We start from the raw sequence: 23,754 nt of genomic DNA on the forward strand, positions 1-23,754 counted from the left end.
GTCCCCTTGAGCGAGCGCGCCGCCCCCGACGCCCCGGGGATGGCGCGCGCCCCCGACGGCGCGGCCACCCAGGCCGCGCCCCCGCCGGGGCTGGACGCCGTGCTGGCCTTCTGCGACCGCGTCTGCACCGCCGACCCGCGGCTGGACCGCGACCTCATCGCCCGCGCCGGGCGCTTCGCCGCCGAGGCCCATGCGCCCCAGGCGCGCCAGAACGGCGAGCCCTACATCATCCATCCCGTCGCCGTGGCCGAGATCCTGGCCGGCTACCGGCTGGACAGCGCCACCATCGCCACCGCCCTGCTGCACGACGTGGTGGAGGACACCCCGCACGGGCTGGGCGAGGTGGAGCGCCGCTTCGGCGCCGAGGTGGCGCGGCTGGTGGACGGCGTCACCAAGCTCTCGCGCATCGAGGTGCAGAGCGAGCGCACCAAGCAGGCCGAGAACCTGCGCAAGCTGCTGCTGGCGCTGAGCGAGGACCTGCGGGTGCTGCTGGTGAAGCTGGCGGACCGGCTGCACAACATGCGCACGCTGAGCTTCGTGCCCAAGCCGGAGAAGCGCCAGCGGACCGCGCGCGAGACGCTGGAGATCTACGCCCCGCTGGCCGAGCGAATCGGCATGGAGGCGCTGAAGACCGAGCTGGAGACGCTGGCCTTCCGCGAGCAGAACCCCGAAGCCTGGTCCAGCATCGCCCAGCGCATGACCTACCTGCGCGGCCGCTCCGGCGACATCATCGCCGAGATCGAGCAGGAGCTGCGCGACGCGCTGGCGCTGTCCGGCGTGCCCTTTGAGGAGGTATCGGGGCGGGCGAAGTCGCCCTATTCCATCTGGCGCAAGATGCAGGCCAAGAACGTGGCCTTCGAGGGGCTGTCCGACGTGATGGCCTTCCGCGTCATCGTGACGGAGAAGCCGGCCTGCTACATGGCGCTCGGCGCCATCCACGACGCCTTCAAGGTGATCGCCGGGCGGTTCAAGGACTACATCTCCACGCCCAAGACCAACGGCTACCAGTCGCTGCACACCGGCGTGCTTTTGCCCGGCCGGCGCGACGAGGCGAAGATCGAGGTGCAGATCCGCACGCGCGAGATGCACCACGTCGCCGAGTACGGCCTGGCGGCGCACTGGGTGTACAAGCAGGCCGGGGATGCGGCGCCCGCGCGCTCCTACCCCTGGGTGCGCGCGCTGATCGACATCCTGGAGACGGAGGCCGAGGCCAATGACGCGATGGAGAGCACCAAGCTCGAGCTTCATCGCGAGCATGTCTTCTGCTTCTCGCCCAAGGGAGACCTGATCGAGCTGCCGCAGGGCGCCACGCCGGTGGACTTCGCCTACCAGGTCCATTCCCAGGTGGGCGACGCCTGCGTGGGCGCCAAGGTGAACGGGCGCATCGTCAAGCTCGACCACAAGCTCGACAACGGCGACCAGGTGGAGATCATCACCGCCAAGGGCGGCAAGCCCAACCCGGCCTGGATGAAGTTCGTCGTCTCGGGCAAGGCGCAGGCGCGCATCCGCCGCTACGCCCAGGCCGAGGAGAAGGCGCGCCAGCGCGACGAGGGCCGCACCGCCATCGTCAAGGCCTTCCGCGCCAACGGGCTGGACTTCCAGGAGAAGCTGCTGGAACCGGCCGCCAAGGCGCTGCGGCAATCGGGGGTGGAGGAGCTGTTCCACGCCGTCGCCTCCGGCAGCCTGACGGCGCGCGACGTGGTGCACGCCGCCTTCCCGGAGCTGCGCGGCCCGCAGCGCGCCATCGAGCCGGCGGCGCTGATCGCCAACCGCAGCGGCCGCAAGGACGGCCAGCGCGGGGTGCCGCACCAGCCCATCACCGGCGTGGTGGCGGGGATGCAGCTGCACTTCGCCCATTGCTGCCACCCCATCCCCGGCGACCGCATCATCGGCATCGTCACCACCGGCAAGGGCGTCACCGTCCACACCGCCGATTGCCACATGCTGGAGAACTTCTCCGCCACGCCGGAGCGCTTCCTGGACGTGGACTGGGACGATGCGGCGCTGGGCGGGGCCGGGCACACGGTGCGGCTGGCGCTGCAGGCGGTGAACGGGCCGCAGCTCCTCTCGGGCGTGGCCAACGCCATCTCCAAGCAGAAGGGCGTGCTGACCAACCTGCGCCTGGGCAAGCGCGAGGACGACGAGTGCGAGCTGCAGCTAGACGTGGAGGTGCGCGACACCCGCCACCTGGCGGAGCTGATGGGCACGCTGCGCGCCTCCGAGGGCGTGATCCGGGTGGACAGGTCGCGCGGGTGATCCTGGGCATCGGCAACGACATCTGCGACATCCGGCGGGTCGAATCCGTGCTGGCCCGGCACGGCGAGCGCTTCACGCATCGCGTGTTCACCGAAACCGAGCGCGCGAAGGCCGAGCGCCGCGCCGAGCGCCTGCGCGCCGGCACCTACGCCAAGCGCTTCGCGGCGAAGGAGGCGGCGTCCAAGGCGCTGGGCACCGGCTTCCGCCAGGGGGTGTTCCACAAGGACCTGGGGGTGGTGAACCTGCCCTCCGGCCAGCCCACCCTGCGGATGACGGGGGGCGCGGCGGCGCGGCTGGCGGCGCTGACGCCGCCCGGGCACCGCGCGGTCGTGCACCTGACCATGACGGACGAGTACCCCTATGCCGAGGCGCAGGTGGTGATCGAAGCGATCCCCGTTCCTTGACTTCCCCGGCGCGCCGCGCTTTCTCGCCGCCATCCCCCGAGGCCCCCGGAATGTCGAAGACCCCCACACTGGCGAAGAAGAAGTCCGGCGGCTGGCTGGAAAGCGTCAAGACCATCGTCTACGCGGCGCTGATCGCCATCGGCATCCGCACCGTGGCCTTCGAGCCGTTCAACATCCCGTCGGGCTCGATGATCCCCACCCTGCTGGTGGGCGACTACCTCTTCGTCTCCAAGTTCTCCTACGGCTACTCGCGGCACTCGATGCCGTTCAGCCCCAGCCTGTTCAACGGGCGCATCTGGGGCGCCATGCCCCAGCGCGGCGACGTGGCGGTGTTCAAGCTGCCGCGCGACACCCGGCAGGACTACATCAAGCGCATCATCGGCCTGCCGGGCGACACCATCCAGGTCCGGCGCGGCATCCTGCACGTCAACGGCCAGGCGGTGCGGCGCGAGGGGCTGGGGCCCTTCCTGGTGGAAGGCGACGGCCCGCGCATGACCGTGCAGCTGTTCCGCGAGTTCCTGCCCGGCGGCCGCGCGCACCTCATCGTCGAGCAGGGGGACGACGCGCCGCTGGACAACACGCCCAGCTTCACCGTGCCCGACGGCCACGTCTTCGCCATGGGCGACAACCGCGACAACAGCCTGGACAGCCGCGTGCCCTCCGCCGTCGGCATGATCCCCTGGGAGAACCTGGTTGGCCGGGCGGAGTTCATCTTCTTCTCCGTGGACGGCTCGGCCCGCATCTGGGAGGTGTGGAACTGGCCCTTCGCCATCCGCTGGACCCGGCTGCTGAGCGCGGTGCGTTGACGGCGCTGGAGCAGCGCCTGGGCCACGCCTTCCGCGACCCGGCGCTGCTGGCGCGCGCGCTGACCCACCGCTCGGCCGCCGACCCGCGGCGCAAGATGCTCGACAGCAACGAACGCCTGGAGTTCCTGGGCGACCGGGTGCTCGGCCTGCTGATGGCCGAGTGGCTGGCGGAACGCTTCCCGGAGGAGCGCGAGGGCGACCTGGGCAAGCGCCTGGCCATGCTGTGCGCGCAGGAAACCATCGCCCCCATCGCCGAGGAGCTGGGCCTGGCCGAGGCGCTGACCGTCCCGCCGGCCGAGGGCCGCACCGGGCTGCGCGCGCGGGCCACCGTGCTGTGCGACGCGCTGGAGGCGGTGCTGGGCGCCCTCTACCTGGATGGCGGGCTGGAACCCGCCCGCGCCCTGGTGCGGCGCGAATGGGCGGCGGCGCTGGAGGCCCCGGCGCGGCCCCCGGCCTCGGCCAAGAACCGGCTGCAGGAATGGACGCTGGGCAAGGGCAAGGGCCTGCCCGAGTACCGGATGGTGTCGCAGGCCGGGCCGCCGCACGCGCCGGTCTTCGTGGTGGCGGTGAGCGCGGCGGGGCGCGAGGCGGAAGGCATGGGCGAGAGCAAGCGCGCGGCGGAACTGGCGGCCGCCGAAGCCTGGCTGGCGGGGCTGGGGCGATGAGCATCCCGGAGAGCGAGCGCCGCTGCGGCTTCGTCGCCGTCGTCGGCGCGCCCAACGCGGGCAAGTCCACCCTGGTGAACGCGCTGGCGGGCACCAAGGTCTCCATCGTCTCGCCCAAGCCGCAGACCACCCGCTTCCGCATCCGCGCGGTGCTGATGGAGGGCGCGGCGCAGGTGGTGCTGGTGGACACGCCCGGCATCTTCGCGCCGAAGCGCCGGCTGGACCGCGCCATGGTCAGCGCCGCCTGGGGCGGCGCGCAGGACGCCGACTTCGCCCTGCTGGTGGTGGACGCCAAGTCCGGCCTGACCGAGCCGCTGCGGGCCATCCTGGCCAGGCTGAAGGAGGTTGGCGGGCGCCGGCCGCTGTGGCTGGCGCTGAACAAGGTGGACCTGCTGCCGCGCGAGGAGCTGCTGCCCCTCTCGGCCGCGCTGCACGCCGAGCTGGACTTCGCCGAGACCTTCATGGTCAGCGCCTCCAAGAGCAACGGGCTGGACCGCCTGCGGGCGAAGCTGGCGGAGGCGGTGCCGCCGGGCCCCTGGATGTTCCCCGAGGACGAGCTGAGCGACCTGCCCAACCGCATGCTGGCGGCCGAGGTGGTGCGCGAGCAGATCCTGCGCCAGACGCACGAGGAGGTCCCCCACCACGCCACGGTGGAGACGGAAAGCTGGACGGAGAACGCCGACGGCTCCGCGCGGGTGGATTGCACCATCTATGTCGGCCGGGCCGGGCAGAAGGCCATCATCATCGGCGACAAGGGCTCGCGCATCCGCGAGATCGGCCGGCGGGCGCGGCTGGAGCTGGTGGCGCTGCTGGAACGCCCCATCCACCTGTTCCTGAACGTCAAGGAACGCCCGGGCTGGGACGAGGAGCGCGGCCGGCTGCGCGCCCTGGGCCTGGAGGATGAGGGCTGAACCTGTGCCGAGCGTCCCGGCCCCGGTGACATGCCGGGCCGGTTGGCCCATCTCCTCCGGCGCAAAACGGGAGGATGTCGCATGGGTGTCGCCTTTGCCTACGAAGCCGGCCTGCTGTCCGAGGAGGAGCGCGAGCCGGTGCTGCGCAGCCACTATCCGGCGCTGGAGGCGCTGGACCTGGAGGCGGCGAGGGAGCTGGCCCGCTGGCTTCGCGCCCGCCGCGACCGCGCGCGCGATGCGCTGCACGACCGCCGCCGCGCCAAGCTGGGCAAGGGCGAGGCCCGCGGCGCGGTGAACGAGCCGGGCAACAAGCGCGGCGTTTCCGACAAGAAGCAGGTGCTGGCCCGCGCGCTGAAGCGGGTGAACGCCCGGCTGGACGCGCTGGCGGCGGAGGAGAGGCGCCGCCGCAACACCGAACGGCTGCGCGCCGCCCTGGCGCGGGTGCAGGCCCAGGCGCCGGCCCATCCCGGCGCCGGCGACACCGCCCACGCGGGCGTGCGGGCGCAGCGGCGCCGGGGCCGCCCGGCCATCGTGCAGGGCGGGCGCGTCGGCAGCGTCACCAAGGCCGGGGCGCGGGCCCAGGCGGCGCGGGACGCGCGCGGCTAGCTGCGCTACATGGTGGCGGGTGAGCGTCGAGTGGACCGCCCCCGCCATCTGCCTCTCTGCCCGCCCGATGGGCGACGCGGACCTGCACGTGACGCTGCTGACGGCGGCGCAGGGCCGCCACGCCGGGCTGGCGCGCGGCGGTCAGTCGCGCCGGCAGGTGGCGCTGTGGCAGCCCGGCAACCTGCTGGAGGCGCGCTGGGTGGCGCGCCTGCCCGACCAACTGGGGGCCTACACCGCCGAGCCGGTGCACCAGGCCGCCGCCTTCGCCATGGAGGACGCGCTGGCCCTGGCGGTGCTGTCCGCCGGCTGCGCCATGGCCGACGCCGCCCTGCCGGAGCGCGAGCCGCACCCGGCGGTGTTCGACGGGCTGGTGGGCGTGGTGCGCGAACTGGCGCGCGGCGGTGCCGCCGGGGTGGCGCCCTACATCCGCTGGGAGGCGCTGCTGCTGGCCGAGCTGGGCTACGGGCTGGACCTGGACACCTGCGCCGCCACCGGGGCGCGGGAGGGTCTGACCCATGTCTCGCCGCGTTCCGGCCGCGCGGTCAGCGCCGCCGCCGCCGAGCCCTGGCGGGACCGGCTGCTGCCCCTGCCGGCCTTGCTGCGCGACCCCGCGGCTTCGGGCGGGCCGGCGGAATGGGCGCAGGGGCTGGCCATCACGGGGCATTTCCTGGAACGCGACGCCTTCGGCCAGCAGCACCGCCCCCTTCCGCCGGCGCGCGAAAGGCTGCAAGACCGCGTCGCCGCCCTGGCGCTGGCGGACCCGAAGCCCTAGATAAGCCGCGGAACAAACGTGAAACACGATGCCTGACGACATCATCCCCAAGGATGGCGGCGCCATCCGCGAGACCCGGCTGAGCGAGGCGCTGAGCGAGCGTTACCTGGCCTACGCCATGAGCACCATCATGGCGCGCAGCCTGCCCGACGTGCGCGACGGGCTGAAGCCGGTGCACCGGCGCCTGCTGTGGGCCATGCACCAGCTGAAGCTCGACCCCGCCAGCGGCTTCAAGAAGTGCGCGCGCGTGGTGGGCGACGTCATCGGCAAGTACCACCCGCACGGCGACAGCGCGGTGTACGAGGCGCTGGTGCGCCTCGCGCAGGATTTCGCCGCCCGCTACCCGCTGGTGGAGGGGCAGGGCAACTTCGGCAACATCGACGGCGACAATGCCGCCGCCATGCGCTACACCGAAAGCCGGCTGACGGCCGTCGCGCAGGCGCTGCTGGCGCAGATCGACGAGGACACGGTGGACTTCCGCGCCACCTACGACGGCGAGGACAAGGAGCCCGTCGTCCTTCCCGCCGCCTTCCCCAACCTGCTGGCCAACGGCGCCAACGGCATCGCCGTCGGCATGGCCACCTCCATCCCGCCGCACAATGCGGGCGAGCTGTGCGCCGCCGCCCTGGCGCTGGTCGCCAACCCGGCCGCCACCTCGCGCGACCTGCTGGCCCACCTGCCGGGGCCCGACTTCCCCACGGGCGGGGTGCTGGTGGAATCCGCCGAAAGCATCGCCGACGCCTACGAGACCGGCCGCGGCGGCTTCCGCCTGCGCGCGCGCTGGGAGGTGGAGAAGCAGAAGAACGGCACCTGGAACGTGGTGGTGACGGAGATCCCCTACCAGGTCGCCAAGTCCCGCCTGATCGAGCAGGTGGCGCAGCTGCTGGAGGAGAAGAAGCTGCCCCTGCTGGGCGACGTGCGCGACGAGAGCACGGAGCAGGTGCGCCTGGTGCTGGAGCCGAAGTCCCGCGTGGTGGACCCGGCGGTGATGATGGAGACGCTGTTCCGCGCCACCGCGCTGGAATCCCGCATCCCGCTGAACATGAACGTGCTGGACGCCAGCCGCACCCCGCGGGTGATGGGGCTGAAGGAGGTGCTGCGCGCCTGGCTGGACCACCGGCTGGTGGTGCTGGAGCGCCGCACCCGCCACCGCTTGGCCGCCATCGCCCGCCGGCTGGAGGTGCTGGACGGCTACCTCGTCGCCTACCTGAACCTGGACGAGGTGATCCGCATTATCCGCCAGGAGGACGAGCCCAAGGCCAGGCTGATCGCCGCCTTCTCGCTGACCGAGGCGCAGGCCGAGGCCATCCTCAACATGCGGCTGCGCGCCCTGCGCAAGCTGGAGGAGATGGAGATCCGCCGCGAGCACGAGAAGCTGGCGAAGGAGCAGAAGGGGCTGAACGCCCTGATGGGCAGCGAGTCGAAGCGCTGGGCCGCCATCGGCAAGGAGATCGAGGAGACGCGCGCGAAGTTCGGCGACGGCGCCCTGGGCGCGCGGCGCACCACCGCCGGCAGCCCGCTGCCCGCCATCACCGTGGATGAGAGCGCCTTCGTGGAGAAGGAGCCGCTGACCGTCATCCTCTCCGAGAAGGGCTGGATCCGCGCCTTCAAGGGCCACCTGCCGCCCGAGCAGGAGGTGAAGTTCAAGGAGGGCGACGGCCCCGCCTTCCGCCTGCACTGCCTGAGCACCGACCGGCTGGTCGCCTTCGCTTCCAACGGCAAGGCCTACACGGTGAAGGCCGACGCCCTGCCGCGCGGCCGCGGCGACGGCCAGCCGTTGCGCCTGATGGTGGAGCTGCCGAACGAGGAATCCATCCTGGCCCTGGTGCTGCCGGAGGAGGGCTCGCGCTGGCTGGTGGCGGCCAGCGACGGCAAGGGCTTCCTGGTGGAGGGGAGCGAGTTGCTGGCCGAGAAGCGCACCGGCAAGCAGGTGCTGGCGGTGGAGGCGCCGGCGCGCGCCCTGCTGCTGCGCCGCGCCGAGGGCGACACGGTGGCCAGCCTGGGCGACAACCGCAAGCTGCTGCTGTTCCCGCTGGACCAGTTGCCGGTGATGACGCGCGGCCGCGGCGTGCAGCTGCAATCCTTCAAGGATGGCGGGCTGGCCGACGCCAAGGTGTTCACCCGCAAGGAGGGCCTGACCTGGAAGCTGGGCGAGCGCACCCGCAGCGAGACCGACCTGACCGCCTGGCGCGGCCAGCGCGCCGGGGCGGGCCGGATGGTGCCCAACGGCTTCCCGCGGTCCAACAGCTTCGGAGAGGAGGCGTGATGCGCTCGGCCCTGGTCCTGACCCTGTCGCTGCTGGCGCTCCCGGCGGCGGCGCAGCGCGGCCCGTCCCCGCATGACGGCTTCTACGAGGGCACGCGCTTCCAGGATTGCGGCTCGGCCGGCAAGGTGGGGCGGGAGCGCGCGACGGCGGAGGTGCGTGGCGGCGTGCTGCGGCTGCCCGCCCTGCCGGGCGACCCGCCGATCGAGGGGCGCATCGGCGAGGACGGCAAGGCGCAGCTGCCGCCCTTCGGCGCCTTCCGCCCCGGCGAGGCGCAGCTGTTCGAGGGTGCGAACAACGCCCGGCGCATCGTGGTGAACCACCCCGGACGCGGGCGCTGCACCATGGTGCACGAGCTTCTGCGGCAACGGCGGCGCTGAAGGCCGCCCGGCGAGGGGAAGGATGGTGCCCAGGGCCGGGAAGAAGAACCGAGGCTGAATCAACTGCTTCCGCTTTGGTGGGACTGAAGCCGAACCCAAGGAATTCCAAGGGCTTCTATAGGGCCGGTGTCCCACCTCGGCAAGCGGTTCTGTGCGTTGGGAGCGGGGCCACGCGCCCGGAAGGCGGTGCGCGATGACGCCCGACCGTCCCGACATCCCGACCGTCAACGAGCGGCTGGCCGACCGCATGGCCTCGCTGGCGCTGGCCCTCGCTGGCGAGCCCTCCCACCGGTGCCGCGATGAGCTGAGGTTCCGCACGCGCGGCAGCCTGGCCGTCGTGGTGGCCGGCAATCGCCGCGGCACCTGGTACGACCACGAAGCCGGCGTGGGCGGCGATGCCCTGGGCTTCGTGGCGCACCTGATCCGCCGGCCCATGCGTGATGCCTTCCAGTGGGCGCTGGACTGGCTGGGCGACCCGTCGCGCTTCTCGCCACCCCCCAAGCCCGCGCGGCCGCCAGCGCCGCCCAGGACCACGCTGGAGCTGGCCCGCCGCATCTGGGGCGAGTGCAGCGCGGCCGCGGGGACGCCGGTGGAGACGTACCTGGCCGCCCGTGGGCTGAGGCTCGAGCCGGGGGTTCCGCTGCGGTTCCATCCGCGGTGCCCGCGCGACAAGGCCGAGCGGCTGCCCGCCATGGTGGCGCTGATGACCTCGCCCGAGACCGGCGAGCCGTGCGGCGTCCACCGGACCTTCCTCGAGCCCCACGGCCGCGATCGGCTCCGCGATTGGGGCGGCAAGCTGTTCCTCGGTTCGGCCGGCTGCATCCGCCTCAGCCCGGATGACGACGTGACGGTGGGGCTGGGCATCGCCGAGGGGATCGAGACGGGGCTTGCCGTGATGCAGGGCTTCGGCTGGCGGCCCATGTGGGCGGCAGGCAGCGCCGGCGCGATCGCCCGCTTTCCGCTGCTGCCTGGCGTCGAGTGCATCTCGGTCTTCGCCGACACCGGCCAGGCCGGCATGAATGCGGCCCGGGCCTGCTGCACCCGCTGGGCCGATGCCGGGCGTGAGGCGCTGCTGATCACGCCGCCGGCCGGCGACTTCAACGACCTGGTTCAGGGAGGGCGCCACCATGGACGCGCTGCCTGAGCAGATTCTTGAAGCGGCTGGCGCGACCACCGAGGCATTCGAGCCGCCGCGGGGCAAGGGGTTCGGCCGGCTGCGCCTGCTGGCTGCGGATGACGCCGTGGTGGCGCCGCCGCGCTCCTACCTGCTGAAGGGCCTGATGGCCCCGCGGGAGCTGAGCGTCTGGTGGGGACAACCGAAGAAGGCCGCCAAGTCCTTCCTCCTACTCAGCCTCGCCTACCGCCTGTCCCAGGGGCGCGGCATGTGGGGGCTGAGGGCGAGGCCCTGCCGCGTGATCTACGCCGCCGCCGAGGGCGAGGCCGGGCTTGCCGCCCGCATCACGGCGTTACGGATGGAGCTGGGGCCCGCGCCGGCCTTTCGCTACATCGCTCAGCGGTTCCAGGTGGGCCCGCCGTCAGCCGACCTCGAGAGCCTGAAGGCCGCGATCCTGGACCACCGCGCGGACCTGATCGTGCTGGATACCCTCGCCCGGACCTTCGGTGAGGGAAACGAGGATGCGACCCAGGACATGGGCCGCTTCGTCGCCGCGGCCGACACCATCCGCGAGGACTGCCGGTGCCACGTCGCGATCGTGCACCACGGCCCGAAGGACGCCGAGGCCAAGGCCCCTCGCGGTTCCGTGGCGCTGGTGGGCGCGGCCGACGTGGTGGTGAAGGTGGCACCCTCCGGCGGGGAGGGGATCAGGACCGCGACCGTGGAGCTGGCGAAGGACGAGGCTGATGGCGCGTCCTACCCGTTCCGCCTCAGGGAGGTGGAGATTGGCCGCGACGAGGAAGGCGACCCTCGCGTGACCTGCATCGCGGAAGAAGCCGACGCCCCTGGCCGCCAGAAGCGCACGGTGCCTCAGGCCAAGGCCGGGTGGCTTCAGGACCTCCGCGAGGCCTTCGCCGAGCCTGACCTTCCGGTGCTGCGCGTACCCCTTCAGGGCATGAAGCCGACCCTCACGCTGACGCGGGATCAGCTCCGCTCTCACTGGCGCGTGAGGGTGAGGCTGGACGCGGACACTCACGCGACCCTCACGGATGCTCAGCGGCGCCGCCTCAGCGAGAACCTGAATTGGCTGAAGGATCAGGGCTTTATCGGGATGACGCCCGATCTGGTGTGGCTCGTATGACCGCGCGTGAGGCTCGTGAGGGTCGCGTGAGGTTGTCCCTGGCACTCCCCCGTGAGCGTGAGGGTCGTGAGGTTCCCCCTTTAGGGGGACCTCACACACCCTCACGCCGGGTGCTGGAGGGTCCGCGAGAGCTGGCCGAGCTCGTGGCCGACATCGTGGAGCGGGCGCGTCGGCTGAGGGCGCCGAGTGCCCGGAACCCTGAGCAGTTCCACGAAGACAAGGGCGAGCTGGTGGGCGCGCTTGTGGACCTTCAGCACCGCGTGAGGGAGGGCAGCCGGTGAGCGACCCCTTCTACCGCTCCCGCGAGTGGCGGGAGCTGCGGGCCGCCTGCCTGGCCCGCCAGCCCCATTGCGCCACGCCGGGTTGCCTGGAGCGTGCCGTGGTAGCCGACCACATCATCCCGCGCAGCAGGGGCGGGGCGGATGCCCTGCACAATCTGCGCGGCCTCTGCCTGCGCTGCCACAACCAGCGGCGCCAGGGTGGGGAGCCGCGCGCCTGGACGGCCGCCAGCGGCCAGCCGATGGACCCACGGCACTGGTGGAACCAGCCGGGCGCGGGAAATCTCTCAGGGCTGGGGGCCGGGACCGTCTGGGGGGAGCCACCCGCAGTTAGTTCCGATCCGGACCCATCCGGGGAGGGCGGCTGATGGGTGCCCGTGGCCCCGGCGCAAAGCCTGCCCGCGCCCTGCGGAACCCGCCCCGGCGTGCCGCGCCACCCCTGGCACGGGGCAGCACCCGGGCTGAGCGCCTGATCGCCTGGTGCGAGGGCCTGACCGTCACCAGCGGCGCGCACGCTGGGCGCCCCCTGGTGCTGCGCCCCTGGCAGCGCGGCATCCTGGAGGGGCTGTACGCCGCCGACGCCGCCGGGCGCCGCCTGGTGCGGACGGGCGTGGTCAGCATGGCGCGCAAGGGCGGGAAGTCCGGCTTGGCCTCGGCGCTGGCGCTGGCGCACCTGGTGGGGCCGGAGGCGGTGCCGCGCGGTCAGGTAGTCTCGGCCGCGGCGGATCGCGGGCAGGCGTCCATCATCTTCGCCGAGCTGCGCGCCTTCGCCCTGGCGAATCCCGCCATCGCGGATCGGCTGATCTTCCGCGACTTCAACAAGACGGCCGAGGATGTGGTCACGGGCAGCACCTTCGCCGCGCTTTCGGCCGATGCCCGCAAGGCCCATGGCCTCAGCCCCACCTTCGCCATCGCGGATGAGGTGGCGCAGTGGCGCGGGCGGGAGCTGCTGGAGGCGTTGCAGACCGGCATGGGCGCCCATGCCGAGGCCCTCCTCCTCGCCATTTCCACCCGGTCCCCTGATCCCGAGAATCCCCTGGAGGAGCTGATCCGCTATGGCGAACAGGTGGCGGCGGGCACCATCGCCGATCCCACCTTCCGCTCCTTCGTGTGGACGGCGCCGCTGGAAGCGGACCCCTGGGCGGAAAGCACCTGGCACCTGGCGAACCCGGCGCTGGGCGACTTCCGATCCCTGGACGATGTGCGCGCCCAGGCGATGCAGGCGCGCGGCCTGCCCAGCAAGGAGGCGGCCTTCCGCGCCTACACCCTCAACCAGCCCATCGCGCCCGATGACCGCTTCATCGGCCCGGCCGAATGGGACGCCTGCGATGAGGAAGGGGAGGCGCGCGGCCCCTGCTTCGCGGCGCTGGACCTCGCCAGCGGCGCCGCGGACCTCACGGCCTTCGCCTGCTACTGGCCGGAGACGGGCAAGCTGCGGGTGGTGGGATTCATCCCGGCCGAACAACTGGAGCGGAAGATGCAGGAAGACCGCGCCCCCTACCGGGAGTGGCAGGCGCGCGGGCTGATCGTCCCCATCCCCGGCCGGGCCATTGATCGGGCATGGCTGGTGGGGTGGCTGGCCGCCGAGCTGGACGGGCTTGAGCTGGCGGCGGTGGCCCATGACCGGTGGGGGCTGAACGACCTCCTTCAGGTGATGGACCGGGAAGGGGTGGTGCTGCCCATGAAGCCGCACGGGCAGGGCTTCCGGGACATGTCGCCATCCATCGGCGCCTTCGAAGCGGCGGTGCTGCAACGCCACCTGGCGCACGGGGGCAACCCGCTGCTGCGCTGGGCGGTGGCGAATGCCGTGGTGGACATGGACCCGGCCGGATCGCGCAAGCTCAGCAAGGCCCGGGCGCGGGGGCGGATAGACCCGCTGATCGCCGCCGTGATGGCGGTGGGCTTCGCGTCCAGGGAGCCGCCCGCGCCGACCTATGAGGGCGTGGGGTGGCTGGCGGTGTGATGCTGCGATCCGTTACGCGACTGCCGGAAGTCGTTTCTCCGGCCGGGAGTAACGGGGGGACAACGCGGCGGGGTGCGGATGACCATTGCGCGGGGGAGTCCGCGGCATGTAGGGTGGCAGCGGCCGGACGGGGTGTTGGAACCACCCCGCCCGGCCTGACCGCAACGAGTTCTCGGAGAACATCGTCATGGCTGCGAAGCAGCATAGCACCCCGAATCTGTCCGCTGCGAAGTCCCCGCGTCGCCGCCCTCGTCGCACGCGTGATCTTCGTTGGGAGGGCACCCACCTCCCGATGCCGCCACCGAACCACGTGTGGACCGCGGAAGCGGAGAAAGAGTTGGTAGCGGTCCGCATCGCCTATGTCGCCATGCAGGATGACGCCGAGGCCGCTTTCAAGCGGTGGTGCGCGAAGGGCAGTGATCCCGCCAATTGGGAAAGCCTCATGGCGATGATCGAAGGCTTCCACGATCTTGCGGAGAACCTCCGCCAGCGCGCGCAGATTTTCGATGCGGTCTCCGCCCGCGCGCAAGTCTGCCTGGATCGCGCGATGCATGAGCATCCCGAGTTCCTGCCCGCCATGGATGAGGGCGCGAAGCGACGGCTAGAGGCAAACGCCGATTAGTGACATCCGTCACTTCATGCTTGACGCCGGAGGAATGACGGTCGTATTTTCGACGGCATGAACGCAGCCCTTCATGATCCTGCCCTGACCACGGCCGATCTGTTGGCCTGCATCCCTGGTCTGCCGGAGGAACAGTTCCGCCAGTGGCTCGCCAGGGGGCACATCGTGCCCACCTCCGGCGAGCCGCCAGGGAAGGGGCGCCGCCGGATGTTCTCCCCCCATGACGTGCTGCAAACAGCCACGGCCTGGGCGCTCGCCCGTCAGAGTATCTACTCGCCTGCCAAGGCGCGCATGGTGTGGAACCTGGTCAATCTCCGGCTGATGCAGCTTCAATCGCCCATGCCGGGAGATGAGGAACAGGCCCTCCTTCTCCACATCAACCCCATCACTGGCGATCTGGATTTCCGCCCGGTCACTGCCTCAGGCGACGATGGCCTTGAGCGCGAGGACGCACCGGATGTGCTGGTGCTTTTCAGGACCGATAGCTTCATCCGGCGCACCCTTGGACGGGTCGAACAGCTCCTATCCGATGCTGCTGCACCGCCCCCCGAACCCGCGCAGGACGGCGATGCCGTCGCGGACTTCCTGCTGATCTACGAGAAGGACGCGAGGGGCCGGAAGGTCCGCACTGGCCTGACCTACCTGGAGACGGCCGAGCTGGAGGCGTTGTCGGCAGGCTCGCCGGAAACGGATGAGGAATCCCGCCGGTACTTCGAGCTTCACGACAAGCATGAGCGCGCCCGGCATCAACGGATCGCCGCCGAACAGCTCAAGAAGTCCGGGGCGTGATGCGCCCCGCCCAGATGCCGCTGGGCACGGCATGGAGCGCCGGGAGGCGCCCCGTCCCTTCGATGGATGCCCACCCCTTCACCACGCCCGCCGGGATGGCGGCCGATCCCTTCGATGGAGACCACGACCAATGACCCTTCGCCACCTCCTTGAACGCCGCGCGGCGCTGGCCGCCGAGATGCGCCAGATCAACGACGCCGCGGGCGACAACGACTTCACCGCCGAGCAGCGCGGCAAGTTCGACGCCCTGAAGGCCGAGCTGGACACCCTGGAGCAGCGCATCGCCCGGCAGGCCGCCGTGGACGATGCCGAGCGCCGCGCCGCCGCGCAGCCGGTGGGCACGGGCGATGCCCGCTTTGACGCCGAGCTGCGCCAGGTGGGCATCCTAGACGTGATCCGCGCCGGGCTGGGCGCCACCGACCAGGCGGCGGGCCGCGCGCGCGAGATGTCGGGCGAGCTGGAGCGCCGCTCCGGCCGCCGCGCCGAGGGCCTGTTCTGGCACATGGGCGCCCCGGCCGAATCCCGCACCCTGACCACCACGGCGCCCGCGGGCGGGCCTGGGTCCAACCTGGTGCCCACCGACTTCCGCGGCGACCTCTTCATTGACCGCCTGCGGAACGCCACCCGAGTCCGCGCGCTGGGCGCCACGGTGCTGGCGGGCCTGTCGGGCAACGTCACCATCCCCCGCCGCAAGGCCAGCGTGACCGGCGCGTGGGTGGCCGAGGATGCCGCCATCACCGCCAGCGATCCCCAGTTCGACGCCGTGACCCTGGCGCCGCGTCACGCGGGGGCGCTCACCGAGTACTCGCGCAACATGCTGATGCAGGCCAGCCCGGACGTGGAACAGCTCACCCGCGCCGACATGGCCCTGGTGCTGGCCGAGACGCTGGACCGCGCCGCCATCTCCGGCAGCGGCACGGGCGCCGAGCCGCGCGGCATCCTCAGCACCTCGGGCATCGGCAGCGTGGCCATCGGCACCAATGGCGGCGCCCTGGCCTTCGACCACGTGGCCGACCTGGTGGGGGCGGTGGATGATGCCAACGCCACCGGCACGGGCTTCCTCACCAACACCAGGGTCCGCCGCGCCGCCGCCAAGCTGAAGGACACCACCGGCCTGCCGCTGGGCCTGGAGACGGTCTTCCAGGGCATGGCGCCCCAGGTCTCCAACGTGGTGCCCGCCAACCTCACCAAGGGCACCGGAACCAACCTCTCGGCGCTGATCTACGGCGGGTGGTCCGACCTGCTGATCGGCATGTGGTCCGAGCTGGATATCCTGGTGAACCCCTATGAGGCGACCGCCTACCCGAAGGGCAACGTCTCCATCCGGGCGATGATGACGGTGGATATCGCGGTGCGGCAGGCCGCGTCCTTCGCCGCCATCCGGGACATCCAGGCGTGATGGCCGCGGCCCGCTTCCCGGACGGCACGGAACGCCGGATCGCGGCCGAGCTGCGGGCGGCGGGCCGCCGCCTGGAGGGCTATGCCGCCGTCTTCGGGGAGGCCGCCACCATCGGCGGCTTCTCCGAGACGATCCGGCGCGGCGCCTTCTCCCGTTCGCTGGCCGCCAAGCGCGATGTCCTGGCGCTGGTTGACCATGACCCCGCCCGCCTGCTGGGCCGCACCGGCTCCGGCACGCTGCGCCTGGCCGAGGATGCCCGCGGCCTCTCCTTCAGCCTGGACGTGCCCGACACCGCCCTGGGCCGGGACATGCTGGCGCTGGCCGAGCGGCGCGACCTTGGCGGGATGTCCTTCTCCTTCGTTGCCCGCAAGGAGACGTGGCCCGCGGCCGAGCGGCGGGAGCTGCACGATGTGGACCTGATCGAAGTCTCCATCGTCCAGGCATTCCCCGCCTACGCGGGAACCGCCGTGGCGGCCCGTTCGGCCACGCTGGGCGGCTGCCAGTGGCGGCGGCGGTACGTGGAGACCCTGCGATGATCCGCGCCGCCCTGAGCCGCCTGTGGGGCCGCCCTGAGGCCCGCGCGCTCTCCGACTTCCCGGGCCTGCCCATCGGCACGTCTTCGGGGCAGGCGGTCAGCTCGCACACCGCCGAGAACCTGGCCGCCGTGCTGGCCTGCGTGAACGCCATCGCCTCGGCCGCGGGCAGCCTGCCCGCCTACGTGTACCGCAGCGTGGATGGCAGGCGCCAGGAAGCCCCGGCGCATCCGGTGGCCCGCCTGACCCGCCAGCCGAACGAGCGGCAGACCTGGCCCGACTTCGTGGAATGGCTGCTTGCCCAGGCCCTCCTTCACGGCAACGCCCTGGCCGAGATCGTCCTGGACGGGGCAGGGCGGCCGGTGGCGCTGACGCCGATCCCCTGGGGCAACGTGACGCCCGTCCTGCTGCCTTCGGGGCGGCTGGCCTTCGACGTGGTGGCCTGGCAGGGGCCGTTCGGCGGCACCGGCCGTTCCCGCCGCCTGCTGCCCGGCGAGTTCCTGCACCTGAAGGACCGCAGCGATGACGGGCTGATCGGCCGTTCCCGCATCTCGCGCGCGCGGGAGGTGATCGGCACCGCCCAGGCGTTGCAGGAATGGTCCGGCAGCCTGTGGCGCAACCAGGCCACGCCCAGCGGGGCCATCAAGGTCTCCGGCACCATGGGGGCGGACGCGCGGGCGCGGCTGGGCGCGGCGCTGCGCGAGGGCTTCGCCGGGCCGCAGAACGCGCGCAAGGTGCTGATCCTGGAATCGGGTGCGGAGTGGCAGGCGCTCAGCGTCAGCCCCGAGGATGCCGAGGTGCTGGCCTCGCGCCGGTTCACGGTGGAAGAGCTGTGCCGCCTCTACCAGGTGCCGCCGCCCATCGTGCAGGACCTCAGCCACGGCACCTTCACCAACTCCCGCGAGGCCGGGCGCTGGTTCGCCCAGTTCACCCTCGCGCCGTGGGTGCGGAAGATCGAAGCGGAGTTCGCGCGCAGCGTCTTCACCGATCCTGCCTTCGCCCTGGAGGTGGACATGTCCGCGCTGATGCGCGGCGATGCCGAAACCCGGTGGCAGTCCCACAAGATCGCGGTGGACGCGAAGATCCTCACGCCCAACGAGGTGCGAGAGATCGAGGGCTTCAACCCGATGCCGGAAGGGGAGGGCGCCGCCGCATGATCGGGGGCGCTTCTAATTTCCGACTTTCTTGGGGTGGCACATCCGCGCCCGGTAACTTTGGGCGCAGTGATGATCCGACCTGGGGCCCCGCGTTCGGCGGGGAACGACCGTGAGTACCGAAGCTTCCACCCTGCCCTTCGTGCCCAGGCTGATGCCGCGAGACCTGGCCGCGCTGTACCTCAGCATGGGCGTCAGCACCTTCGACCGCGAGGTGAAGGAGGGGCGCATCCCCGCCGGCTTCCGCACGACCGAGGGCCTGCTTCGCTGGGACCGGCGCGACCTCGACGCCTGGATTGACGCCCAGAAGGAAAGGCAGCTCTCCCGCCCGGCGAATGAGTGGGACGACGCATGATCCAGGTGGCGCGCCGATACCGCTACGTCGTCCAGGACCGCGACCGGCACGGCAACGTGCGGACCTATCTGCGCGTCCCGGGCAAGGCGAAGGTGCGCCTTCAGGAAGAGCCGGGCAGCGATGCCTTCGATGCCGAGTACCGGCGGGCCCTGGACGCCAAGCCGCCGGCCGCCAAGCCGGCGCGCAAGGGCGCCGTGCTGCCCGGCAGCCTCGATGACCTCTGCATCGCGTACTACGGCAGCTCCGACTTCAAGAAGGGCCTGGACACCCGCTCGCAGCACGTGCGCCGGCTGATCCTCGATCGGTTCCGCGCCGAGCTGGGGAAGAACGGCAAGCCCCTGGGCGAGCGCGCGGCCGCCACCCTGCCGCCCACCTTCCTCGAGCGGCTGAAGGATCAGCGCGTCGAGACGCCCGAGGCCTTCAACTCGCTCCTGAAGGCGCTGCGGGCCACGTACAAGGCGGGCATCCGCCTGGGGCTGGTGAAGGACAACCCGGCCGCTCACGTGGCCTACCTGCCCTCCGCGAATCCGGATGGGCTGCACGCCTGGACGATCGAAGAGGTGGAGCAGTTCGAGGCCCGGTGGCCGGTGGGGACGAAGCCGCGGCTCGCGCTTGCCTTGCTGCTGTACCTGGGCATCCGGCGCAGCGACGCCGTGCAGCTCGGCCGCCAGCACGTGCGGGACGGCCGGGTGCACTTCCGGGTGCAGAAGGGCCGGAAGCGCCAGCCCAAGGACCTCGCGCTTCCCATCATTCCCGAGCTGGAGCGGATCATCGCGGCCTCGCCCTGCGGCGAGCTGCACTTCCTGGTCAACGACCTGGGGCGGCCCTTCACGGCCGAGACCTTCGGCAACGCCTTCCGCCGCTGGTGCCGCCAGGCCGGCCTTCCGGAATGCTCCCCTCACGGCCTCAGGAAGGCCGCGGCAACCCGGCTCGCCGAGCTGGGCGCGTCCGCGCATGAGCTGATGGCCGCCTTCGGCTGGGCGAACCTCAAGCAGCCCACGCACTACACGAAGAAGGCGGATCAGGAACGGCTTGCCGACGCTGCCCTCGGGCGGCTGAGCGCAAACAAAAAGTCCCACTTCAGCCCTGCCAGGCCGGAGTGGGACGAAAACGCAATCCAACTGACTGAAAGGACTACAGAAAATGAACCAATGGTGCCCAGGGCCGGAATCGAACCAGCGACACTGCGATTTTCAGTCGCATGCTCTACCAACTGAGCTACCTGGGCGCCGTTGGTGGGCGGTCATTAGCCGAGGGCGTCAGCCCTGTCCAGCCGGGGGGTCGTCCTCGTCGGGCTCGGCTTCCTCGGCCGGCAGGGCGTAGGCACCGGTGAACCAGCGGCCCAGGTCCACCTGACGGCACCGGTCGGAGCAGAAGGGCGCCCCGGCGCCGCGCGGGCGCGAGGGCCGGCCGCAGACCGGGCACTTGGCGTCAGGCATCGGCCACCTCCTCCTGGGCCGATTCCCGCAGCGCGAGCGGCCCGCCGAACTCCTCCAACGCGCCGGGCAGGCCGCGGATGGCCGCCAGCACCGCCGCCGGGGCCTGCAGCGCCAGCCGGCGGTGCGGCTCCGCCGCGCGCTCGCGCGATGCGCGGCGCAGCAGGGCCAGGCCACGGGCCAGCGGGCGGTCGGCCAGCACCTCGTGCAGCGGCGGGTAGATGCGCGCCCGGCGCAGCTCGAACAGGCCCAGCGGCCCGAAGCCCAGCGGCTGCGCCAGCCCGTCCGGCGCCAGGGCGGCGCGCAGCTCCGGCTCCAGCGCCGCGCGCTGCTTCACCGACAGGCCGGCCAGGTCCAACAGGATGGGTCCCGACAGGTCGCGCAGCACCAGCTGGCGCGCGAACTCCGCGATGGCGCGGCGGTTCGCGTCCCGCGGGTCGGCCGCGCCCGAATCCACGTCCACCGCGGTCAGCGCCGGCAGGGGCGAGAGGATGAGGCGGCCACCGCCGGCCAGCGGCACCTCCGGCTCCGCCAGGGCTTCAGCCTCCGCTTCCAGGGCGTCGTCGAAGGCGGGGGCGTGGCGGGCGCCCAGCCGCGCCGCCTCGGCGGCGTCGTCGCAGGTGATGGCGGCGGCAGGGAAGGCGGCCATCCAGCGCCGCGCCTGGTCCGGGCCCCGCTCCAGCAGGGCCAGGCCGCTGCCGGGCTGCTGCGGCAGCCGGGCGGACACGCGCAGCCCCTTGCCGTTCTGCGCCGCGCGGATGACGCGCAGGGTCAGCCAGCTGCCCTCCGGCGGCAGGCGGCGGCCGGCGCATTCCGATTCCGGCAGGAAGCCGGTGGCGCCGCCGGGCAGGGCGACGAAGCCGCCCCCCAGCGCCGGCGTGCGCGCCTCCACCCGCCCGCGCAGCACGTCGCCCACGCCGTCCGGCCGGGCCGGTCGCTCGACGCGATAGCCGGCCAGCACCCCGCCGCGCAGCAGCGCCACCCGCCGCTCGCCGGGCGAGCGCGCGACGCGGATCTCTACGGGCGCAGCCATCCGCAGCCGCGCAGCAGCTGCGCCGTCTCGAACAGCGGCAGCCCGACCACGTTGGAGTGCGAGCCGGACAGGAAGCGCACGAACATCTCGGCCCGGCCCTGGATGGCGTAGCCGCCGGCCTTGCCCTCCCATTCGCCGGAGTCGAGGTAGGCCTCGACCTGCTGCGCCGTCAGCCGCTGGAAGGCCACGACGGAGGTGACGAGGCGCGTGCCCAGGCTGCCATCCGGCCGGCGCAGCGCCACGCCGGTGTGCACCTGGTGGCGGCGGCCCGACATCAGCCCCAGGAAGCGGCGCGCCTCCTCGCGGCTGGCCGGCTTGCCCAGGATGCGGCGGCCCACGCCCACCACCGTGTCGGCGGCCAGCACCAGGGCGCCCGGCGCCTCCAGCGCGGCGGCCTTGGCCGAAGAAAGGCGCTGCGCCAGGCGGCGCGGCATCTCGCTGCGGAGGGGGGATTCGTCCAGCTCGGCCGGCTGCACCGCATCGGGGACGACGCCGATGCGCGCCAGCAGCTCCAGCCGGCGCGGCGAGGCGGAGGCGAGGACCAGCCGGGGGCGGTCGCTCACTGGAAGCGGCCGCTCACTTGAAGCGGAAGGTGATGCGCCCCTTGGTCAGGTCATAGGGCGTCATCTCGACGTTCACGCGGTCGCCGGCGAGGACGCGGATGCGGTTCTTGCGCATCTTCCCCGAGGTGTGGGCGAGCACCATGTGGTCATTGTCCAGCTTCACGCGGAACATGGCGTTGGGCAGGAGTTCGACGACCTGGCCGCTGAACTCGATCATATCCTCTTTGGACATCAGATTCCTTGTGCAATGCCTGGGGGCGTGCGGGTTCGCGCCGCGGTCAGGCCCCCGGCGCCGGCGCGCGTCAGATGCGCCCCCGATGCCGGCAAGTCAAGGCGCGAGGCGGTGGTCCAGGCTGCGCGCATGGGCGTCCAGCCCCTCGGCCTCGGCCAGCAGGACGGCGGCGGGGCCGATGGCGCGCAGCCCCGCCTCGCTCGCCTCGATCCAGGTGGTGCGCTTCAGGAAGTCGAACACCGACAGGCCGGAGGAGAAGCGGGCGGAGCGCCCGGTGGGCAGCACGTGGTTGGGCCCGGCGACGTAGTCGCCCAGCGCCTCGGGCGTCCAGCGGCCCAGGAAGCCGGCGCCGGCATGCCGGATGCGCGCGAAGACGGCGCGCGGCTCGGCGGTCATCACCTGCAGGTGCTCGGCGGCCAGGCGGTTGGCCAGTTCGGCGGCCTCCTCCAGGTCGCGGGTGAGGATGATGGCGCCGTGGCGGCGCCAGGATTCGCCGGCGATGGCCGCGCGCGGCAGCCGCGCCAGCGCCGCCGCGACGGCGCCGGCCACCGCCTCGGCCAGGGCGGCGTCGGGGGTCAGCAGGATGGCCTGGGCGGCCTCGTCGTGCTCGGCCTGGGCCAGCAGGTCCATCGCCACGTGGGCCGGGTCGTTGGCGCCGTCGGCGATGATGACCACCTCCGAGGGGCCGGCGATGGAGTCGATGCCCACCCGCCCGAACACCTGGCGCTTGGCCTCGGCGACGTAGGCGTTGCCGGGGCCGACGATGCGGTCCACCGGGGCGATGGCGGCGGTGCCCCAGGCCAGCGCGGCGACGGCCTGGGCGCCGCCGATGCGCCAGATCTCCGTCACGCCGGCGCGGCGGGCGGCGGCCAGCACCAGCGGGTTCAGCGTGCCGCCGGGCGTGGGCACCGCCATGGCGATGCGCCCCACCCCCGCCACCCGCGCCGGCAGGGCGTTCATCAGCACGGAGGACGGGTAGGCCGCCTTGCCGCCGGGCACGTAGAGGCCCACCGCGTCCAGCGGCCCCCAGCGCAGGCCCAGCGCCACGCCGTCCTCGTCCGGAAGCTCCAGGTCCTGGGGCATCTGCGCGCGGTGGAAGCGCTCGATGCGGGTGGCCGCGACGTCCAGCGCGGAATGCAGGGCGGGCGGCACGGCGGCGCAGGCCGCGTCCACCTCGGCCTCCGTCACGCGCAGCGCCGCGGCGTCGGCCGGCGCCCAGCCGTCGAAGCGCGCCGTCAGCGCCAGCAGGGCGGCGTCGCCGGCCTCGCGCACCTGGGCGATGATGGCGGAAACGGCGCCGTCCACCCGCGCCGTCGTGTCGCGCCCGTCCTCGATGATGGCGCGGAAGGCGGGTTCGAAGCCGGGGTCGGCGGTGGTCAGGCGCTGCATGCCAGTCCCTCGCGGAAGCGCGCGATCCAGTGGCCGATCTCTTCCGGCCGGGTCTTGAGCGCGGTGCGGTTGACGATGAGGCGCGAGGTGACGGGGGCGATGACCTCCGTCTCCACCAGCCCGTTGGCGCGCAGGGTCGAGCCGGTCTGCACCAGGTCCACGATCACCCGCGCCAGGCCGAGGGAGGGGGCCAGCTCCATCGCGCCGTTCAGGTGGACGATGTCGGCCTGGATGCCGCGGGCGGCGTAGTGGCGCCGGGCGATGTTGGGATACTTGGTGGCCACCGCCACGCGGGACCAGCGCGCCGGGTCGTCGGTGCCGGCGGTGGCGGCGGCCTCGGCCACGCTGACGCGGCAGGCGCCGATGCCCAGGTCCAGCGGGGCGTAGATCTGGCCGGTGTCGTACTCCATCAGCACGTCGCCGCCGCACACGCCGATCTGCGCGCCGCCATGCGCCACGAAGGCCGCGACGTCGAAGGGGCGCACCCGCACCACGTCCAGCTCCGGGTGGTTGGTCTCGAAGCGCAGCCGGCGGCTGTCCTCGTCGTGCATGTCGGCCGCCGGCTCGATGCCGGCGCCGCGCAGCACCGGGCCCAGCTCCTTCAGGATGCGCCCCTTGGGCAGGGCGAGGACCAGCGTGCGCCCGGCGCGGCCGAGGGCCGGGGCGGGCATCGCCGGCGCGGGGGCCGCC

At 72.5% G+C, this 23,754-nt stretch carries 25 protein-coding genes, 1 tRNA gene and 1 pseudogene; 20 read left to right on the plus strand and 7 right to left on the minus strand.

What is annotated here, in order from left to right; genetic code table 11:
• Positions 1-6: 6 nt before the first annotated feature.
• The 20 genes and pseudogenes from ACI6QG_RS03985 to ACI6QG_RS04080 all read left to right on the plus strand — a co-directional run.
• Complete coding sequence (locus ACI6QG_RS03985; RefSeq protein ID WP_407023271.1) at positions 7-2,256, plus strand: RelA/SpoT family protein; 2,250 nt, start codon at positions 7-9, stop codon at positions 2,254-2,256.
• Entirely contained in the window at positions 2,253-2,660 is a 408-nt protein-coding gene (gene acpS / locus ACI6QG_RS03990) for a holo-ACP synthase (RefSeq protein ID WP_407023272.1), read from the plus strand. Before ACI6QG_RS03985 ends, acpS begins: the two co-directional genes overlap by 4 nt.
• 50 nt (positions 2,661-2,710) lie before the next feature.
• The gene (gene lepB, locus ACI6QG_RS03995; protein WP_407023273.1) at positions 2,711-3,466 is read left to right on the plus strand and encodes a signal peptidase I; all 756 of its coding nucleotides are present in this window, start codon (positions 2,711-2,713) and stop codon (positions 3,464-3,466) included.
• Positions 3,463-4,131: a ribonuclease III gene (gene rnc / locus ACI6QG_RS04000; protein WP_407023274.1), complete on the plus strand. Its 669-nt coding sequence runs from the start codon at positions 3,463-3,465 to the stop codon at positions 4,129-4,131. Before lepB ends, rnc begins: the two co-directional genes overlap by 4 nt.
• A complete protein-coding gene (gene era / locus ACI6QG_RS04005) occupies positions 4,128-5,042 on the plus strand; it encodes a GTPase Era (RefSeq protein WP_407023275.1) in 915 nt (304 codons plus the stop codon). Before rnc ends, era begins: the two co-directional genes overlap by 4 nt.
• Before the next feature lie 81 nt (positions 5,043-5,123).
• Positions 5,124-5,648, plus strand: a complete 525-nt coding sequence (locus tag ACI6QG_RS04010; protein WP_407023276.1) for a hypothetical protein — start codon at positions 5,124-5,126, stop codon at positions 5,646-5,648.
• A 19-nt stretch (positions 5,649-5,667) separates the two neighbouring features.
• Positions 5,668-6,420 (plus strand): DNA repair protein RecO, encoded by a 753-nt coding sequence (gene recO, locus ACI6QG_RS04015; RefSeq protein ID WP_407023277.1) that lies wholly within the window; start codon positions 5,668-5,670, stop codon positions 6,418-6,420.
• Positions 6,421-6,448: 28 nt separating this feature from the next.
• Positions 6,449-8,686: a DNA topoisomerase IV subunit A gene (gene parC / locus ACI6QG_RS04020; protein ID WP_407023278.1), complete on the plus strand. Its 2,238-nt coding sequence runs from the start codon at positions 6,449-6,451 to the stop codon at positions 8,684-8,686.
• Positions 8,686-9,063, plus strand: coding sequence for a hypothetical protein (locus tag ACI6QG_RS04025; protein ID WP_407023279.1), 378 nt, complete (start codon positions 8,686-8,688; stop codon positions 9,061-9,063). Before parC ends, ACI6QG_RS04025 begins: the two co-directional genes overlap by 1 nt.
• A gap of 193 nt (positions 9,064-9,256) precedes the next feature.
• Entirely contained in the window at positions 9,257-10,207 is a 951-nt protein-coding gene (locus tag ACI6QG_RS04030; protein WP_407023280.1) for a DUF7146 domain-containing protein, read from the plus strand.
• Positions 10,191-11,318, plus strand: coding sequence for an AAA family ATPase (locus ACI6QG_RS04035; RefSeq protein ID WP_407023281.1), 1,128 nt, complete (start codon positions 10,191-10,193; stop codon positions 11,316-11,318). Before ACI6QG_RS04030 ends, ACI6QG_RS04035 begins: the two co-directional genes overlap by 17 nt.
• A 277-nt stretch (positions 11,319-11,595) precedes the next feature.
• Entirely contained in the window at positions 11,596-11,964 is a 369-nt protein-coding gene (locus ACI6QG_RS04040) for an HNH endonuclease (RefSeq protein WP_407023282.1), read from the plus strand.
• A gap of 161 nt (positions 11,965-12,125) precedes the next feature.
• Complete coding sequence (locus ACI6QG_RS04045; protein WP_407023283.1) at positions 12,126-13,559, plus strand: terminase large subunit; 1,434 nt, start codon at positions 12,126-12,128, stop codon at positions 13,557-13,559.
• 292 nt (positions 13,560-13,851) lie between these two features.
• Positions 13,852-14,181 (plus strand): hypothetical protein, encoded by a 330-nt coding sequence (locus tag ACI6QG_RS04050; protein WP_407023284.1) that lies wholly within the window; start codon positions 13,852-13,854, stop codon positions 14,179-14,181.
• A 57-nt stretch (positions 14,182-14,238) separates the two neighbouring features.
• A complete protein-coding gene (locus ACI6QG_RS04055; protein WP_407023285.1) occupies positions 14,239-14,970 on the plus strand; it encodes a hypothetical protein in 732 nt (243 codons plus the stop codon).
• Positions 14,971-15,100: 130 nt separating this feature from the next.
• Positions 15,101-16,369 carry a phage major capsid protein gene (locus ACI6QG_RS04060; RefSeq protein ID WP_407023286.1) on the plus strand — a complete coding sequence of 423 codons (1,269 nt, stop codon included), beginning with the start codon at positions 15,101-15,103 and terminating at the stop codon, positions 16,367-16,369.
• A complete protein-coding gene (locus tag ACI6QG_RS04065) occupies positions 16,369-16,905 on the plus strand; it encodes an HK97 family phage prohead protease (RefSeq protein WP_407023287.1) in 537 nt (178 codons plus the stop codon). Before ACI6QG_RS04060 ends, ACI6QG_RS04065 begins: the two co-directional genes overlap by 1 nt.
• Positions 16,902-18,059, plus strand: a complete 1,158-nt coding sequence (locus ACI6QG_RS04070) for a phage portal protein (protein ID WP_407023288.1) — start codon at positions 16,902-16,904, stop codon at positions 18,057-18,059. The genes ACI6QG_RS04065 and ACI6QG_RS04070 overlap by 4 nt, the downstream gene beginning before the upstream one ends.
• Positions 18,060-18,168: 109 nt before the next feature.
• Positions 18,169-18,411 (plus strand): helix-turn-helix transcriptional regulator, encoded by a 243-nt coding sequence (locus tag ACI6QG_RS04075; RefSeq protein WP_407023289.1) that lies wholly within the window; start codon positions 18,169-18,171, stop codon positions 18,409-18,411.
• Positions 18,408-19,424, plus strand: a pseudogene (locus tag ACI6QG_RS04080) (tyrosine-type recombinase/integrase); the annotation flags it as partial. The gene ACI6QG_RS04075 and the pseudogene ACI6QG_RS04080, both read left to right, overlap by 4 nt.
• Positions 19,425-19,563: 139 nt before the next feature.
• Here the strand turns inward: ACI6QG_RS04080 and ACI6QG_RS04085 are convergent.
• The 7 genes from ACI6QG_RS04085 to hisG all read right to left on the minus strand — a co-directional run bounded on the left by ACI6QG_RS04085 (position 19,564) and on the right by hisG (position 23,735).
• Positions 19,564-19,639 (minus strand) — tRNA-Phe (locus ACI6QG_RS04085).
• Between the two features lie 31 nt (positions 19,640-19,670).
• Entirely contained in the window at positions 19,671-19,850 is a 180-nt protein-coding gene (locus ACI6QG_RS04090) for a DNA gyrase inhibitor YacG (protein WP_407023290.1), read from the minus strand.
• Positions 19,843-20,880 carry a ribonuclease E/G gene (locus ACI6QG_RS04095; RefSeq protein WP_407023291.1) on the minus strand — a complete coding sequence of 346 codons (1,038 nt, stop codon included), beginning with the start codon at positions 20,878-20,880 and terminating at the stop codon, positions 19,843-19,845. Before ACI6QG_RS04095 ends, ACI6QG_RS04090 begins: the two co-directional genes overlap by 8 nt.
• Entirely contained in the window at positions 20,865-21,443 is a 579-nt protein-coding gene (locus ACI6QG_RS04100; RefSeq protein WP_407023292.1) for a Maf family protein, read from the minus strand. The genes ACI6QG_RS04095 and ACI6QG_RS04100 overlap by 16 nt, the downstream gene beginning before the upstream one ends.
• 13 nt (positions 21,444-21,456) lie before the next feature.
• On the minus strand, positions 21,457-21,675 hold the full coding sequence (gene infA, locus ACI6QG_RS04105) for a translation initiation factor IF-1 (RefSeq protein ID WP_026033499.1): 219 nt from the start codon (positions 21,673-21,675) through the stop codon (positions 21,457-21,459).
• A 96-nt stretch (positions 21,676-21,771) separates the two neighbouring features.
• The gene (gene hisD, locus ACI6QG_RS04110; protein WP_407023293.1) at positions 21,772-23,064 is read right to left on the minus strand and encodes a histidinol dehydrogenase; all 1,293 of its coding nucleotides are present in this window, start codon (positions 23,062-23,064) and stop codon (positions 21,772-21,774) included.
• Complete coding sequence (gene hisG / locus ACI6QG_RS04115; RefSeq protein ID WP_407023419.1) at positions 23,052-23,735, minus strand: ATP phosphoribosyltransferase; 684 nt, start codon at positions 23,733-23,735, stop codon at positions 23,052-23,054. The genes hisD and hisG overlap by 13 nt, the downstream gene beginning before the upstream one ends.
• Between the last annotated feature and the right edge of the window lie 19 nt (positions 23,736-23,754).

Origin of the sequence: Sabulicella flocculans (assembly GCF_045449635.1) — a bacterium.
Taxonomy (GTDB): domain Bacteria; phylum Pseudomonadota; class Alphaproteobacteria; order Acetobacterales; family Acetobacteraceae; genus Roseococcus.

Excerpts from the sequence above, each read along its gene's own strand:
- lepB (WP_407023273.1), top strand. The coding sequence starts at position 2,711 with ATGTCGAAGACCCCCACACTGGCGAAGAAGAAGTCCGGCGGCTGGCTG.
- era (WP_407023275.1), top strand. The coding sequence starts at position 4,128 with ATGAGCATCCCGGAGAGCGAGCGCCGCTGCGGCTTCGTCGCCGTCGTC.
- ACI6QG_RS04010 (WP_407023276.1), top strand. The coding sequence starts at position 5,124 with ATGGGTGTCGCCTTTGCCTACGAAGCCGGCCTGCTGTCCGAGGAGGAG.
- parC (WP_407023278.1), top strand. The coding sequence starts at position 6,449 with ATGCCTGACGACATCATCCCCAAGGATGGCGGCGCCATCCGCGAGACC.
- ACI6QG_RS04025 (WP_407023279.1), top strand. The coding sequence starts at position 8,686 with ATGCGCTCGGCCCTGGTCCTGACCCTGTCGCTGCTGGCGCTCCCGGCG.
- ACI6QG_RS04030 (WP_407023280.1), top strand. The coding sequence starts at position 9,257 with ATGACGCCCGACCGTCCCGACATCCCGACCGTCAACGAGCGGCTGGCC.
- ACI6QG_RS04035 (WP_407023281.1), top strand. The coding sequence starts at position 10,191 with ATGGACGCGCTGCCTGAGCAGATTCTTGAAGCGGCTGGCGCGACCACC.
- ACI6QG_RS04050 (WP_407023284.1), top strand. The coding sequence starts at position 13,852 with ATGCCGCCACCGAACCACGTGTGGACCGCGGAAGCGGAGAAAGAGTTG.
- ACI6QG_RS04055 (WP_407023285.1), top strand. The coding sequence starts at position 14,239 with ATGAACGCAGCCCTTCATGATCCTGCCCTGACCACGGCCGATCTGTTG.
- ACI6QG_RS04060 (WP_407023286.1), top strand. The coding sequence starts at position 15,101 with ATGACCCTTCGCCACCTCCTTGAACGCCGCGCGGCGCTGGCCGCCGAG.
- ACI6QG_RS04065 (WP_407023287.1), top strand. The coding sequence starts at position 16,369 with ATGGCCGCGGCCCGCTTCCCGGACGGCACGGAACGCCGGATCGCGGCC.
- ACI6QG_RS04070 (WP_407023288.1), top strand. The coding sequence starts at position 16,902 with ATGATCCGCGCCGCCCTGAGCCGCCTGTGGGGCCGCCCTGAGGCCCGC.
- ACI6QG_RS04090 (WP_407023290.1), bottom strand. The coding sequence starts at position 19,850 with ATGCCTGACGCCAAGTGCCCGGTCTGCGGCCGGCCCTCGCGCCCGCGC.
- ACI6QG_RS04095 (WP_407023291.1), bottom strand. The coding sequence starts at position 20,880 with ATGGCTGCGCCCGTAGAGATCCGCGTCGCGCGCTCGCCCGGCGAGCGG.
- infA (WP_026033499.1), bottom strand. The coding sequence starts at position 21,675 with ATGTCCAAAGAGGATATGATCGAGTTCAGCGGCCAGGTCGTCGAACTC.
- hisD (WP_407023293.1), bottom strand. The coding sequence starts at position 23,064 with ATGCAGCGCCTGACCACCGCCGACCCCGGCTTCGAACCCGCCTTCCGC.
- hisG (WP_407023419.1), bottom strand. The coding sequence starts at position 23,735 with ATGCCCGCCCCGGCCCTCGGCCGCGCCGGGCGCACGCTGGTCCTCGCC.